Here is a 14,336-nt window from a genome sequence, read left to right on the forward strand (position 1 = left end):
CCAGGTCGCCAATAAAATTTTATTTTCGCCAATAAAGTCAGAATACCGCCAATAAAAATTAAGGATCGCCAATAAAAATTAAGGATCGCCAATAAAGTTGTGAACTTCGCCAATAAATTATTTACCGGATAAAAAACAAATACTGGACGCCTTTTTACATCGTAATCTTTTGTGTATTTATAATTTTACGGCCGAAAATTACTCAATGGAAATTTCTTAAAAAATATCCAGGGCATCAATAACCAAGCCGCCTAAAAGGTAGTCTTCATGTCTTTCATTGAATCTAGATCGCTGGCGACCTAAAATTTTAATTTGGAAAAGCATTGCAAAAATCAAGAAAGTGATTTAGTATTTAGTTAAATAACTAAATACTTAAATTCCAAAAAAGGGAGGTCTTTAGTTTGAATGAAGCATTCAAAGCACTTTCAGACCCTACCAGAAGAAGAATCCTCGACCTGTTAAAGGAAAGGGATATGACAGCTGGAGAAATCGCAGACCATTTTAACATGACAAAACCAAGCATTTCCCAACACTTGAAACTGCTGAAGAATGCTAATTTAATTCAGGATGAGAAGAAAGGGCAATTTATTATCTATTCTCTCCATACGACAGTTTTCCAGGAGCTCATTAGCTGGGCGTTCAGCTTTACAGAAAATAAGAAAGAACAGGAAGGGGAAAAATAAAATGAAAAAGCATGTATTGCCTTTGACAATGATTGGCCTGCTAGTACTTGCATGGGTTATAGCATTTCCAAAGCTGCCCGAACAAGTTCCGATTCACTGGAATGTAAATGGAGAAGCGGATGGGTTTGCTTCGAAACTAAATGCGATGTTTTCTACCCTTGGAATCATGGTAATCCTGTATATATCTATGTCTTTTTTGCCAAAAGTGGATCCGAGAAAAGCTAATTATAAATTCTTTTCGAAAAGCTACCACATCATATTAAATGCGATACTTGGAGTCTTTTTTGTAATCAACATCCTTGTGCTGGCAAATGCGGCAGGATATGATGTCCCTATTGGCAGCATCGGCCCATTGGTTGTCGGGATTATTTTTATGATTCTAGGAAACTATATGCCGCAGGTGCGATCAAATTTTTTCATAGGAATCCGCACTCCATGGACCCTTAGCAATGAAGAAGTTTGGAAGAAGACACATAGGGCTGCTTCAAAAATTTTCTTCTTTGGCGGGCTGGCCATGATATTGGCCACTTTCGCTCCTGTATACTGGAAGGAAACGGTGTTAATCAGTGTGATTGCCCTGACTGTGGTCGCTCCATATATTTATTCGTATGTTTTATTCAAAAGACGGTTGTAAAGCTCTGAATGCAAAGAACTAGATAGGGAACCAGGAACAATAATGGACAGTCCTAAAAAGGACTGTTCAGTTTGTAGACAAAAGGGATTCGGAATGCTCTCATTCCGAACCCCTTTTTGGATCTCATCGGATTTTTCAAAGGAAATAGACTCTATTTGCTATACTTTTAGGCCATTTTTGGACTTCTCCATGTCCAGTTGGCCATCTTCTTCAGGTTCAAGGCAGCGAAAGTAAGCATCGCCTGCATCGACAATTTTTTAAGCCCCCTCAGGGTTGTCCAACGCATGCCATGCTTTTCTTTTGCATCTGCGAATACACGCTCAATGGTTTCCTTGCGCTTCGCATAGATTTGTTTTACTTCTGGTGTATGCCTTAAGTGATCCGCCTCTTCCACATACTCCTGCCAGATATGGCGCGTTACCACCTTTTGGTGGTCTTTGCTTTCTGTGCATTGCCCTAAAAACGGGCAGGTTGCGCAGATCTGTTTGGGGGATTTATATTCACGATATCCCTCTTTCGTTGTGGTCGAATACTTTAGGACCTCACCGGCAGGACACAAGTAACAGTCGAAAAATTCGTCATACACATATTCATATTTGCGGAAAAAGCCATCCTTCGTCCGTGGTCGGGTATAAGGCAAAGCAGGGGTCATTTCGTTTTCCATCAGAAACTTCGTAATAGCTGGAGTTTTATAGGCTGCATCTGCCGCAACGGCATTAGGCTTTCCAACTTTCTCTATCACTTGTTCTACCATTGGCTCAAGGATCAGGCTGTCATGCGTATTCCCAGGTGTCACGATGGTTCCCAAAACAAATCCATTCCGATCTGATGCCGCATGGAAAGAGTAGGCAAACTGCTTTGTTCGCTCGTCCTTGACGTAGTATCCACTCTCAGGATCGGTCGTGCTTTCCTTGATTTCCTTCGTTTCTTCCTTCTCGAATTTATCGGGAGGAAAAGGTTTCTTCCCGTGGTCTTCTCGATCCTGATTGATCTCTTCCTGGAGTTTCTCTTGATACACCCGTGTTTCCTTTCGCACCACTTTCTTCTGGAATTTATTCTTATTCGCACTTGCTTTTACATGGGTTGAATCAATAAAGACATGTTCAGCACTAATAAGTTTCTTATCCGCTGCGGTCTTAAGAATTCGATAGAAGATCTGTTCAAACAAATCGGTGTCTTTAAAACGGCGTTCGTAATTCTTCCCGAAGGTGGAGAAATGGGGCACTTTATCATGGAATCCATAACCCAAAAACCAGCGGTAGGCCATGTTCGTTTCTACTTCGGCAATGGTCTGGCGCATGGAGCGGATGCCAAAGGTATATTGAATGAAGCTGAGCTTAATTAGAATCACAGGGTCAATGCTTGGGCGACCTACTTCGGAATACACATCCTTCACCAAATCATAGATGAAAGAAAAATCAAGGGCTGCTTCCATCTTACGGACTAAATGGTCCTGAGGAACCAGTTGGTCTAAAGCAACCATCTCTAATTGATCTCGTTGGATTGGATTATTTTTCGAAAGCATCTTCATCACCTCAAGCGTTATATGTATCTATTTTAAAAGAGACTTATGGTTAGTTCCACACTAAGTTGAGGAATCCTGTTGATTGAAGTGGAAGGCGCGTAGACTCCTGCGGGATCAGACGGACAGGTGAGACCCCGCAGACGCCAACGGCGGCGAGGAGGCTCAGCGCCGGCCCCGCGGAAAGCGAAGCGCCTGGAACGGAAATCAACGGCCCCATTCCAGCACAAACCAAAAAGACTGTAGACAAGCTCGATCTCCATCAAGTTTGTCTACAGTCTGGACAGTCCTAAAAAGGACTGTTTTTTGGTTTTAATTCAATATATTCACTAAATGGGAGTTGAGATCAGGCCGGCAGAAGGGATTTATTCTGACAATCCTATCCTTTTTTAATGGAAAATGTTGATTTTAAACTCGGCTGCTTGGAAAGACTCAAGGGAAAACATCATATTAATCAAATTATTGAAAAAAATTTCAAAATACTTTGACTTAACATTTCGATAAGTGAACATAATTTTATAAATGTTTAAACAAGTTTTACATAATTTCTTTAAATATTAAAAAACAATCATTGTTTCCAATGTTTTGTTAGAATTAGGTGAATAATTCTTGTTTTGGAAAAAAATAAACTTTATTTTTGTTCAAAGTTATATTAACAAATGTTCATTTATTGTGTTATATTTATAAGGCATTAAGAGGGAAATGAAAGCGTTAACGCCAAGGAGAGGAATGGAAAACTAATTGCTATGTTAGTCTAATTTTTTCTCTGCCCTGCTTCTGTTCTTGAATATTTACTTTAGAGGCTGACCGGGTTTTGATTGTAAGCCTTTACAGATTAACATTCTTTATTTTAGTAAAGAATAGTTGGCAGGAATATTAACTATTATTAAATCTTATTTATCACTCAACTTAGATTTGGAGGCAAAGTATATGTCAATCTTAATTGCAATCGTAGGTATCCTGGCCCTTTTAGGCATTGCCTGGATTATGTCCAACGATAAGAAAAACATTAACTATCGTGCAGTCGCCATCATGCTGGCTGTGCAGTTGTTCATAGCATGGTTTATGCTGAATACCTCAATTGGTCAGAAAGTATTGCAGCAAATTGTTAATGTATTTAACAAAATACTTTCTTTCGGTAACGAAGGAATTGCATTTGTTTTCGGTGATCTGGCAGGGAAAAACTATTTCTTTATCAACGTTCTAATGATGATCGTTTTCGTGTCGGCCTTGCTATCGATTTTAACTTATACAAGAATCTTGCCGTTTGCGATTAAATACATTGGAGGAGCAGTTGCCAAGGTTACTGGCCTTCCTAAAATCGAATCCTTCGTAGCGGTTAACTCAATGGTATTCGGCGATACTACCGCGATTCTTTCCGTGCAATCTCAATTGCACAAACTTTCGCCAAACCGTTTATTTATTGTTGTAACGTCTTCATTGGTAGCTGTTTCTTGCTCGATTTTGGGTGCTTACATGCAAATGATACCTGCTGAGTTTGTGCTGGTGGCTTTGCCGATTAACATATTCTCCGGATTGATTCTTTCATCAATGGTTGCTCCAGTATCGAAAGAAGAGGACGAGGATATCGACATAAAAGAAATGATTCCTGAAAAATCATTATTTGAAGCCATCGGAAACGGTGCATTGATTGGTGGTAAAACCGCCCTAATCGTTGGTGCGATGCTCATCACTTATATTGGCTTACTTGAGATGCTGAACTTCTTCCTTGATAATTTAGTAGGATTATCCTTCCAGGGAATCCTTGGATATATTTTTGCTCCGATTGCCTTCATCATGGGGATTCCTACATCTGAAATTGTCAGGGCGGGTTCTGTAATGGGTACTAAAGTCGCTGCAAATGAATTTGTTGCCATGCTTGACTTTATGAAAATGATTCCGGACATGTCACCGAAAACAGTAGGTATCGTGTCGGCATTCTTGATTTCTTTTGCTAACTTCTCTTCAATTGGAATTATTCTGGGAACAGTACAAGCGATCAATGGTGAACAGGCAAGCAGGTTGGCTAAGGTGGGTTTAAAGGTATTGTTAGTGGCTACAATGGGTTCCGTCTTAACTGGAACGATCGTAGGACTATTCCTGTAAAAATAGATGTGATAAAAAAAGGATCCTCTTTCTCCTATTTCAAAGGTGAAAGGGGATTTTTTTTGTTTTACTCTGGGGAATTCGCATTCCGTGGACCCTTAGTAATGACGAGGTCTGGAAGAAAACACATCGGCTGATTCAAATTGGATGTGGCCATTATATGGCTCTTTCGTTTCTGTTTATTGGAATGGAGGGGTGTGATCTATAATGTGAATGTCCTGACTATCAACGCACCATATATTTATTCTTTCTTTTATTCAAAAGATGGCAAAAGATGTTACCGAAACAAAAAATGGACAATCCAAAAGGACTGTTTTTTTTTATCTTTTAATTCAAAAAATTAGCCAAAAGGGGTATGATAGAACATATAAAATTCGGAAGACGAAATAACGGTAATGGGATACAGGGGGGATTCATCTTCATGAGTATATTTTCATTTATAAAACCATATCGCATCCCTATTGCGATTGCGCTTAGCTTGATGCTCGTTGAATTGGCAGTTGAACTTGTCCAGCCGCTTTTGATTGCAAAAATCATCGATGAGGGGATAGTTGCCAGGGACCTCGACACGGTCGTCAAATGGGGCGGTGTCATGCTTGGAATCTCTTTTCTAGCTTTTGCATCAGGTATTGCCAATTCGTTTATCGCTGCACATGCAGGGCAAAGTTTTGGCTTTGACCTTCGTGAAAAGCTTTTTTCGAAGGTCCAGGCTTTTTCCTTCACGAATTTCAGTCATTTTCCATCCTCTTCCTTGATCACGAGGATCACCAATGATGTGACCCAGCTGCAGAATACCTTTTTCATGAGCCTCCGGATTGCGATGCGTGCACCACTGCTGGTGATCGGGGGAATCATCATGGCGATGACGGTTCATGTAAAATTGGCCCTGCCATTTGTCATCATCATCCCGCCTCTTTTAATTTTCCTCATTTGGATCATGACAAAGGCAGCAGGTTTGTTCAAAAGTGTCCAAAAGCGTCTCGATAAAGTGAATAGTGTAATGAGAGAAAACCTGGTGGGCATGAGACTGATCAAAGCTTTTGCAAGGGGGAATTACGAGGGCACAAGATTTTCAAAAGCCAGCACTAAACTAAAGGATCGAACTGTATTTGCTTTAAGGGTTACTGAGGTAACCATTCCAGTACTTCTTCTATTCATGAACCTGAGTGTTATTGCCGTTCTCTGGTTTGGTAAAATAGACGTTCAGTCAGGTAGGGTGTCAGTTGGCGAAGTGGTTGCGATTGTGAACTACGCTGCGAGGATTACAGCTGCTTTTTCAATGTTTTCATGGATTATCATGGTATTTTCCCGTGCAAGGGCGTCGGCTGAGCGTGTAACCGATGTGATGAACGAGGAAATCGATCTTGAAGATACTGCTGGCAGCCGGGATGGTTACGAAATTACCAGGGGTAAAGTTGAGTTTGATAAGGTTTCTTTCCAGTTCCCCAACACCAACATCCCAATCCTCCAAAATTTATCATTCACAATTAACCAGGGAGAAACAGTGGCTGTCCTGGGAGCTACCGGAGCAGGAAAAACAGCCATGTTCCAGCTTATCCCGCGGTTGTATGATGTCACCAGCGGCGAAATCCGGATCGATGGCAGGAACATAAAGGAGATGAAGCTTAAAAGCCTAAGGGAGGGAATCGGATACGTACCACAGGAGGCATTACTATTCACCGGATCCATAAAGGAGAATTTAGCGTGGGGTAAACAAGAAGCTGCTGATGAGGAATTAGTGAAGGCAGCATCTGACGCACAAATCCATGAAACAATTCAGAAACTGCCAAATCAGTACGATACGCTTCTTGGGCAAAAAGGCGTCAACCTTTCAGGCGGGCAAAAGCAGCGATTATCCATCGCCCGGGCTTTGATTAAAAACCCTAAAATCCTTCTGCTTGATGACAGCACAAGTGCGCTCGATTTAAAAACGGAAGCCAAACTGCTGGATGCTATAAGCAAATATCAGTGTACGACGATTATCATTACACAAAAGATCAGCACAGCGAAGGAAGCTGATAAAATTCTTCTGCTGGAAGACGGAACCTTGATAGGCTGCGGAAACCATGAATATTTGCTGGAGAATTCTTCACTTTACCAGGCAATATACAACTCCCAGTTCGGGGAGGTGAAGGCAGGGTGCTAAAAAAACAAAAAGAATATAAGGCAGACGAAAACAAAAGTATGGCAAGGGGAGTTGGAGCTACCATCAGAAGAATATGGTCCTACCTTGCAGACCAAAAGAGCCTGCTGATCCTGGTGCTTTTGATGGTGGTAGCAAGCTCAGCGCTTGGATTATTAGGTCCATTCCTTATCGGCTGGGGAATCGATAAGTATTTTGCGACTGATTCTACAGATGGATTCCTATGGCTGTTACTTGGCCTGGCTGCAGTTTACCTGTTCCATTCATTATCATTGTGGTTCCAAAGCTACTGGATGATTGGAATCGCCCAGAAGACTGTCTATACAATGAGGAAACAACTATTCAATCATTTTCATAAGCTCTCGATTGATTTCTTTAACAAACGCCAGCATGGCGAACTCATGAGCAGGGTTACAAATGATATTGAAAATGTCAGCGCAACGCTGAATTCCTCCGTCATCCAGATTTTTTCTAGTGTTCTTACCCTTGTGGGGACGTTAGCCGTTATGATCTGGCTGAGTCCTTTACTAACCCTGGTGACCATGATTATCGTCCCGCTGATGTTCGTGGGGATGAAATGGATTACGAGCAGGACTGGAAGACTGTATAAAGAACAGCAGCGACGGCTTGGTGAGATGAATGGGTATATTGAGGAAACCATTTCTGGCCAAAAAATCATTAAATCCTTTTCGCAGGAACCAAAAGTCATTGAAGAGTTCCGTGTGAAAAATCAGCAATTGAAGGAATCAGGTTACTGGGCACAGACTTTTACCGGTTTCATTCCGAAATTGATGAATATGCTCAATAACCTCAGTTTTACAATAGTGGCAGGCGTTGGCGGCTTCTTCGCCTTAAAAGGATATGTAACGATAGGTACAATTGTTATCTTTTCAGAATACTCCCGTCAGTTCACAAGGCCACTCAATGACTTATCCAATCAATTCAATACCTTGCTTTCTGCTGTAGCAGGTGCCGATCGGGTTTTCGATATCATTGATACGGAAGAAGAGGCTGTTGATGAAAAAGGAGCTGAACCACTGCCAAACATCTTAGGGAAGGTCGAGTTCAAAGACGTATCTTTTTCTTATGAAAAGGGGGGAGATACGGTATCTGATTTGAACTTCATTGCAGAACCCGGCCAAACCGTTGCACTAGTTGGCCCGACTGGAGCAGGCAAATCAACAATCATAAACCTGGTATCGCGATTTTATGAACCTGATCAAGGAATGATTTTAATTGATGGGCACGACAGTAAAAAAATCACCCGTGAAAGTCTGCGAAAGCAAATGGGTTTTGTCCTCCAGGATTCATTCCTGTTCCAGGGGAGCATCAGGGAGAATATCCGCTATGGAAAATTGGATGCTACCGATGAGGAAGTAGAGAAAGCGGCAAAGGCAGCGAATGCCCATACCTTCATACAAAGATTGCCTGAAGGATATGAAACAGAGTTGAACCAGGATGATGCCGGCATAAGCCAGGGGCAAAAACAGCTTCTATCCATTGCCAGAGCCATCCTTGCTGACCCTTCGATATTGATACTCGATGAAGCAACAAGCAGTATTGATACGATTACAGAACTTAAAATTCAGGAAGCACTCCAGCATTTGCTGAAGGGAAGAACTAGTTTCATTATAGCCCACCGTTTGAATACGATAAAAAGTGCCGATCGGATTATCGTCATAGAAAGCGGGCAAATTATTGAAAAAGGCAAACATGATGAACTGCTGGCTCAGAAGGGGTTTTATTATGAACTTTATACAAGCCAGCTGGAAAAAAAGAAAATGTTGATGAATTATTAGCGAGGAGCCTAGGGCTCCTCTTTTATTCGATTTGAGTAATCTGGGGGGCTGTTTATATGACAAATTTCCCGGGGAATAGAGGATTCATGAAAACTTTGTCGTATTCCTAAATGAAGATACCATTTATTGGCCTTATTCCTTAATTTAACTCTCTTCGAATGGAGAAGATAAAAAATGCTTGCCGAGAAACTCCTGTTAAATGTCTTGATCATTCTGTTGCCAATCTTTATTCATAGTGTTCTTTCTGACGATAAGAGGGTAGGGAACTCCCCGTTTTTATGCGGGGTCCTGCAAAGTTTCGCCTTATTTCTGTCGCTTATGTTTTCATACAAAGAAGGGGGCTTATACTGGGATCTTCGCTATGTCCCGATGGTGCTTGCTTTTCTGTATGGGGGCCGGATTGCAGGGGGCATGGTTTTAATTACCTATCTCGCAACAAGAACTTTTATGGGCGGTGATATCCTTCTCGGTTATGCAAGCGGTTTTCTGGCTGCAATTGTTCCATTCCTGTTCTTGAAAAGATTTTGGAATCTGGATGCAAAAAGGAGAGTAAAAACAGCTGTTATTATAGGATTTTGGCCATCACTTTCCATGCTTGTAATCCTGATAACCAATATTATAATCAATGAAGCCAAAGGAGAAGACTCTAATAAAATTCTGATGAATGTAGCGATCTTCGGTATCATCCAAATATTCGCCGTTTGGGTGACAGCAATCCTGAATGAGGCGATGATTGAAAAGGATTTAATGAAGAAAGAAATCCTGAGGGCAGAAAAACTCAATACTCTCGGTGAATTGGCAGCTTCCATTGCACATGAAATCAGAAATCCGCTCACAGTGGTAAAAGGATTTCTGCAAATGATGCACAAGCAAGAAAAGGGAGATAATTATTACTATTTAAGTCTGGTGCTTACCGAACTCGGCAGGGCTGAGTCCATCATTAATGATTATCTGAATTTTGCCAAACCACAATTCGAGAAGCTGGAAGACGCCAAACTCGCTGAAATTATTACAGAGGTCACGTTACTTCTTGAAGCCTTCGCAGCAAAAGAAGGAGTACAGGTGAATGTCAAACTTGATTGGGATGTATACGTCAAAACGGACCGAAACCAGTTGAAACAAGCTCTTGTAAACCTTATAAAAAATGCGATAGAAGCCACAGAAGAAGGCGGCGAGGTGCACATCAGCCAGGCTTCAGCAGGTCAAGAATCATATGTAGTCATTTCAGATACGGGTAAAGGAATGGATCAGGACCAGCTAGCGCGTCTAGGCACGCTTTTTTATACAACAAAAGATAAGGGTACCGGACTTGGTACATCCGTTTCAATCAAAATCATTGAGACGATGGGCGGATCCATTTCATTCAAGAGTGAAAAAGGCGTTGGAACGGAAGTAACTATCATACTCCCTACATATAAAACATCGTTCTTAGAGGGGCAGAATAATGCAAAACTTAGTACAATAGTTAAACAATGACCCAGTGGACTCTATATTTGTCCAAGGGTTGTTTTTCTTTATGAACATATCACTGATGAATTGATTTACGTGATTCCAGGTATAAAGCCTGAAGAAACTTCTTAATGTTGGATCGGGGAGCAATTGAACATGTCTCTGTTTTGCCCTCTAACTCCAGCATCTTCATGCGAACCTGCTCATAGTCAAAAAATGAACTGCTGTAATGGTCAAATTTCGGGTTTGAATAATCAGTCAAACCTAATGAGGCTAGATGTTCCAAAGCTTGTTGAAGTGCCCTGCGAACTCGCTGTTCACCAGCTTTCATCTCTTTTCGGACTTCGGCATTCGAAGCATTTGGCCCTAATCGTTTTTTCATAATCTCTTCAAATAGATCCTTTAAAGGCGGGGTCTCTTTGATTCCCTTCTGCTCATGTTCGTAAAGTATATTTAACAGGTCTAGGAGGTCTTTATTGCCGCTTTCACTGATGATTCCCAGTTCGAACAGTATATTCTTCCCTGAGCTGACTATCGAATATGTCCTTTTAGGTGAACTTATATTTGTCTTTAATCCGGGAAGCATGTTCAGCGATCGCTGGATTTCCAAAAGGGATTTTTTAAGTGACAGGTTATCACATACTTTTTTGATTACACTTGAGACTTCAAGCTTGTTAAGCGGTTTGGTAATATAATATTCAACACCAAGTCCATAAGCCTCACCAATCAGTTCTTTCGATTCCACTTGAGAAATCATAATAATCTTTCCAGTGAATGAAGGACCTATTTCTTTAATTGTTTCCAAACCATCACGATTTGGCATCAGTAGATCAATCAGTAATATATCAATATTCTTAGCTTCGAGTATATCAGCATAAACCTCAGAACCATCTTCCGCCTCTCCTTCTACTGTGCCGAAATCCTGCTCTTCAACGATTGTGGCCAGCATGGCTCTAATTGCTGTTGAATCATCCACAATAAAAAACCTCATTATGATTAACCTCCTTGTGTAAGACTTCGAATTGGAACTTCGATGCTGAAAATGGTATTAAAGCCAATGCAGTTCTCATGTTCGATTTTTATTCTTCCATCAATATTTTCAATTGCATTCTTGACGTAAGATAGTCCGATACCGTTGGAGGCCGCTCCTTCATGATTGAACTTAGTTGTGAACCCTGGCTCGAAAACAAGCTGTCTATTTCGAATTGATATGCCTGGTCCGTTATCCTTTACCTGGATAATCACCATATCTTGATTGCGATTTACATCTAATTGGATGATACCCGAATGGTGAACTGCTTCGACTGCGTTTGCAACAAGGTTATTGATAACAGACATTAGCATGAATGTATGATAGGGAGGGTGCTCTCCAGTAACGAAACTTGTAATTTCAATAGATTTTCCTAATGTATCAGCATAATTTCCATTTGCTTTTATGATTACCTGCAAAATTTCTTCAATATCCAAAAAGTCACTCAGGTTCTCCTTGACCATTAACTTTATCAGTCCGGCATAAATACGCTGGTTGTCTTTTTTGATTTCGTGCAACTCACCGGCAATCTTAAGCGCTGAGTTAGCTTGTTTTTCCTGCTGCTCCTCCTTTAATTCCTTATATAATGAATAGCATTGAGAAGTTAAATATTCGGCATTTTTCATCGTTTTCTTTAGCTGAATCATTTCTACATATAAATTCGATATTAACATCAGCATTTGTTCATTTCGTTTCTTTTGCTGCCCTTCAGATAATCTGGCTTCTCTAATGACAAGAATATTGAAAAAGCCTAATACAAAGAAACTACGGATAAAGGCAATAATTCCAATGGTCAAGAAAGTGCTCAGATTGATCGGAGAATGTGAGAGTAATGAACGAAAAAAGATTTCGATCATGCTTGCAGTAATCTCAACAATGACCCCAAGCAATCCAACCAAGAAAGGTTTACTATATAGTGTATGAATCTTAAATAAATAGAAGAGCAGTGCAAAGGTCAAATAATAAAAGAAGACAGGGAAGTGTAAAAGAAATGCTTCCTTAAGGATGTAGATATTCTCAGAAAAGCTGAACAAGGCAACCCTAAAAAGCACTACTGCCAATCCGGCAGCCATTCCAGCCAATAATGGATGCAGTTTTTTTGACCATAACAAAATGAAGAAAAAAATCGGCGTTCCTAAACTAACCCTCATATCACCTTCAAAAGGATAGAACTTCAATTCCCCTCCAATCGGAACGGCAATCATTATCGCTATATATAAGAACAGCTTTTCTTTCATGCTTCCACCTCTTTTCATTTCAATCTTGTTTTAAGACTCATATTCTTCATGTGGACAATACTATTTTAATCGAGCCATGATGTGTTGGCTTGTTTAATTTTGACAATATTATTAAGAACCGCATTGCCTTTGTTACTTTTTGTAGTATTCAGTAGGGCGGAATATAAAATAAGAATGTAAAGGAAAGGAAGCAACTTAATGCAGGATTTAATTAAGATGAGGCTAGTATAATTTGATTTGTGAAAAACTTCACAATTAGTAAGGGCAGGTGGTATTTGCTGTTATAAAGCTGACATCACAGCTGTTTGGATTATAGGCAGGTTAGAAAAATTTTGTATAAGGAGGTAACAAAAATGTTCTGGGTTCAATTTTTAATTGTAATGACATGTATCTTTATAGGAGCACGGCTCGGCGGTGTTGGGCTTGGCGTCATGGGAGGCGTAGGTCTTGGGATTCTGGTTTTTGGTTTTGGGCTTCAGCCCACATCAGCCCCGATCGATGTAATGTTGATGATTCTGGCCGTCATTACAGCAGCTGGTGCTCTTCAGGCAGCTGGCGGAATGGAATATCTGGTCTATCTCGCTGAAAAGGCACTGCGAAAAAATCCTAAATGGATCACATTCATTGCACCAATGGTCACATATATATTCACTTTCTGTGCTGGTACCGGCCATGTTGCCTATTCTGTACTTCCGGTTATTGCTGAGGTATCAAGAGAATCAGGCATTCGTCCAGAAAGGCCAATGTCAATTGCCGTTATAGCTTCACAACAAGCCATTACAGCAAGTCCGATATCGGCGGCGACTGTTGCATTGCTGGCATTGCTTGCAGATTTTAATATTAGTTTAATGCAAATCTTAATGATCTGTGTTCCTTCAACATTCCTTGCATGTATGGCGGCTGCATTCGTAGCAAGCAAGATGGGCAAGGACTTAAATATGGATCCTGATTATCTCGAGCGTTTGGAGGAAGGTCTTGCACCGATTAAGAAAGATAAAAAAGAATTCGTTGCAAATGCTGGTGCAAAGCTTTCAGTATACCTATTCTTATTGGCAGCGGTGTTAGTTGTCATTCTTGGTTCGTTCCAGGAATTACGTCCTGGATGGGAAATTGAGGGTGTATTCACCAGGATGAGCATGCCGGCTGCAATTGAAATTGTCATGCTGACTATAGCAGCCATGATCATCCTGTTCGCAAAACCCAAAGTAGAAGATATTGTTTCAGGCAGTGTATTCAAGGCAGGTGCTGCAGCAGTTGTAGCCATTTTTGGTATTGCATGGATGGGGGATACATTCTTCCAGGGAAATATGGCACTGATTTCTGGATCTATATCAGATCTTGTCACAGCAGCTCCGTGGTTGTTCGCTATTGCACTATTCGCGCTCTCCATCCTTTTGTACAGCCAGGCTGCAACAGTCAGGACTCTAATGCCGCTTGGTATAACACTAGGCATTAATCCAGCCTTATTGATTGCAATGTTCCCGGCGGTGAACGGATACTTCTTCATTCCGAACTATCCCACTGTAGTTGCGGCAATTAACTTCGACCGGACTGGAACAACCAGGATTGGTAAGTATATCTTGAACCACAGTTTCATGGTGCCTGGTCTGGTTGCAACGATTGGTGCAGTCGGAATCGGTATTTTGTTAAGCACGATTATTCTTTGAAGATGAACTTCAGGCAGCCGTTCGGATTATGGGCGGCTGCCCATTATCAATAGAAACGGGGTTGT

The 14,336-nt window shown here is 40.9% G+C and carries 11 protein-coding genes; 8 read left to right on the forward strand and 3 right to left on the reverse strand.

What is annotated here, in order from left to right; all coding sequences use genetic code 11:
- The first annotated feature begins 401 nt into the window (after positions 1–401).
- Positions 402–683, forward strand: a complete 282-nt coding sequence (locus B5X77_RS05095) for an autorepressor SdpR family transcription factor (RefSeq protein ID WP_079505716.1) — start codon at positions 402–404, stop codon at positions 681–683.
- Between the two features lies 1 nt (position 684).
- A complete protein-coding gene (locus tag B5X77_RS05100; protein WP_079505718.1) occupies positions 685–1,317 on the forward strand; it encodes an SdpI family protein in 633 nt (210 codons plus the stop codon).
- A 166-nt stretch (positions 1,318–1,483) separates the two neighbouring features.
- On the opposite strand, the gene B5X77_RS05105 is transcribed toward B5X77_RS05100, so the two are convergent.
- Positions 1,484–2,842: an IS1182 family transposase gene (locus B5X77_RS05105; protein WP_079505720.1), complete on the reverse strand. Its 1,359-nt coding sequence runs from the start codon at positions 2,840–2,842 to the stop codon at positions 1,484–1,486.
- A 927-nt stretch (positions 2,843–3,769) separates the two neighbouring features.
- Here B5X77_RS05105 and B5X77_RS05115 point away from each other — a divergent pair.
- From B5X77_RS05115 to B5X77_RS05135, 5 genes are all read left to right on the forward strand, one after another.
- Positions 3,770–4,945 carry a NupC/NupG family nucleoside CNT transporter gene (locus B5X77_RS05115; protein WP_079505722.1) on the forward strand — a complete coding sequence of 392 codons (1,176 nt, stop codon included), beginning with the start codon at positions 3,770–3,772 and terminating at the stop codon, positions 4,943–4,945.
- Positions 4,946–5,030: 85 nt separating this feature from the next.
- Positions 5,031–5,153, forward strand: a complete 123-nt coding sequence (locus B5X77_RS05120; protein WP_257391740.1) for an SdpI family protein — start codon at positions 5,031–5,033, stop codon at positions 5,151–5,153.
- Between the two features lie 213 nt (positions 5,154–5,366).
- Positions 5,367–7,091: an ABC transporter ATP-binding protein gene (locus tag B5X77_RS05125; protein WP_079505724.1), complete on the forward strand. Its 1,725-nt coding sequence runs from the start codon at positions 5,367–5,369 to the stop codon at positions 7,089–7,091.
- 38 nt (positions 7,092–7,129) lie between these two features.
- A complete protein-coding gene (locus tag B5X77_RS05130; protein ID WP_079505923.1) occupies positions 7,130–8,887 on the forward strand; it encodes an ABC transporter ATP-binding protein in 1,758 nt (585 codons plus the stop codon).
- Positions 8,888–9,061: 174 nt separating this feature from the next.
- Positions 9,062–10,363 carry an ATP-binding protein gene (locus tag B5X77_RS05135; protein ID WP_079505726.1) on the forward strand — a complete coding sequence of 434 codons (1,302 nt, stop codon included), beginning with the start codon at positions 9,062–9,064 and terminating at the stop codon, positions 10,361–10,363.
- Positions 10,364–10,412: 49 nt separating this feature from the next.
- Here B5X77_RS05135 and B5X77_RS05140 read toward each other — a convergent pair whose 3' ends face one another.
- Both B5X77_RS05140 and B5X77_RS05145 read right to left on the reverse strand, forming a co-directional pair.
- On the reverse strand, positions 10,413–11,327 hold the full coding sequence (locus B5X77_RS05140) for a response regulator (protein WP_079505728.1): 915 nt from the start codon (positions 11,325–11,327) through the stop codon (positions 10,413–10,415).
- A 5-nt stretch (positions 11,328–11,332) separates the two neighbouring features.
- Complete coding sequence (locus tag B5X77_RS05145; RefSeq protein WP_079505730.1) at positions 11,333–12,604, reverse strand: sensor histidine kinase; 1,272 nt, start codon at positions 12,602–12,604, stop codon at positions 11,333–11,335.
- A 353-nt stretch (positions 12,605–12,957) separates the two neighbouring features.
- Between B5X77_RS05145 and B5X77_RS05150 the strand changes: the two genes are divergently transcribed.
- Positions 12,958–14,271, forward strand: a complete 1,314-nt coding sequence (locus tag B5X77_RS05150; RefSeq protein WP_079505732.1) for an anaerobic C4-dicarboxylate transporter family protein — start codon at positions 12,958–12,960, stop codon at positions 14,269–14,271.
- The last annotated feature ends 65 nt before the right edge of the window (positions 14,272–14,336 follow it).

This window comes from Mesobacillus jeotgali (genome assembly GCF_900166585.1).
Classification (GTDB): Bacteria; Bacillota; Bacilli; order Bacillales; family Cytobacillaceae; genus Mesobacillus; species Mesobacillus jeotgali_A.

Bases quoted from the DNA above. Each gene is read 5' to 3' on its own strand.
- B5X77_RS05100 (WP_079505718.1), top strand. From the start codon at position 685: ATGAAAAAGCATGTATTGCCTTTGACAATGATTGGCCTGCTAGTACTT.
- B5X77_RS05105 (WP_079505720.1), bottom strand. From the start codon at position 2,842: ATGCTTTCGAAAAATAATCCAATCCAACGAGATCAATTAGAGATGGTT.
- B5X77_RS05115 (WP_079505722.1), top strand. From the start codon at position 3,770: ATGTCAATCTTAATTGCAATCGTAGGTATCCTGGCCCTTTTAGGCATT.
- B5X77_RS05125 (WP_079505724.1), top strand. From the start codon at position 5,367: ATGAGTATATTTTCATTTATAAAACCATATCGCATCCCTATTGCGATT.
- B5X77_RS05130 (WP_079505923.1), top strand. From the start codon at position 7,130: ATGGCAAGGGGAGTTGGAGCTACCATCAGAAGAATATGGTCCTACCTT.
- B5X77_RS05135 (WP_079505726.1), top strand. From the start codon at position 9,062: ATGCTTGCCGAGAAACTCCTGTTAAATGTCTTGATCATTCTGTTGCCA.
- B5X77_RS05140 (WP_079505728.1), bottom strand. From the start codon at position 11,327: ATGAGGTTTTTTATTGTGGATGATTCAACAGCAATTAGAGCCATGCTG.
- B5X77_RS05145 (WP_079505730.1), bottom strand. From the start codon at position 12,604: ATGAAAGAAAAGCTGTTCTTATATATAGCGATAATGATTGCCGTTCCG.
- B5X77_RS05150 (WP_079505732.1), top strand. From the start codon at position 12,958: ATGTTCTGGGTTCAATTTTTAATTGTAATGACATGTATCTTTATAGGA.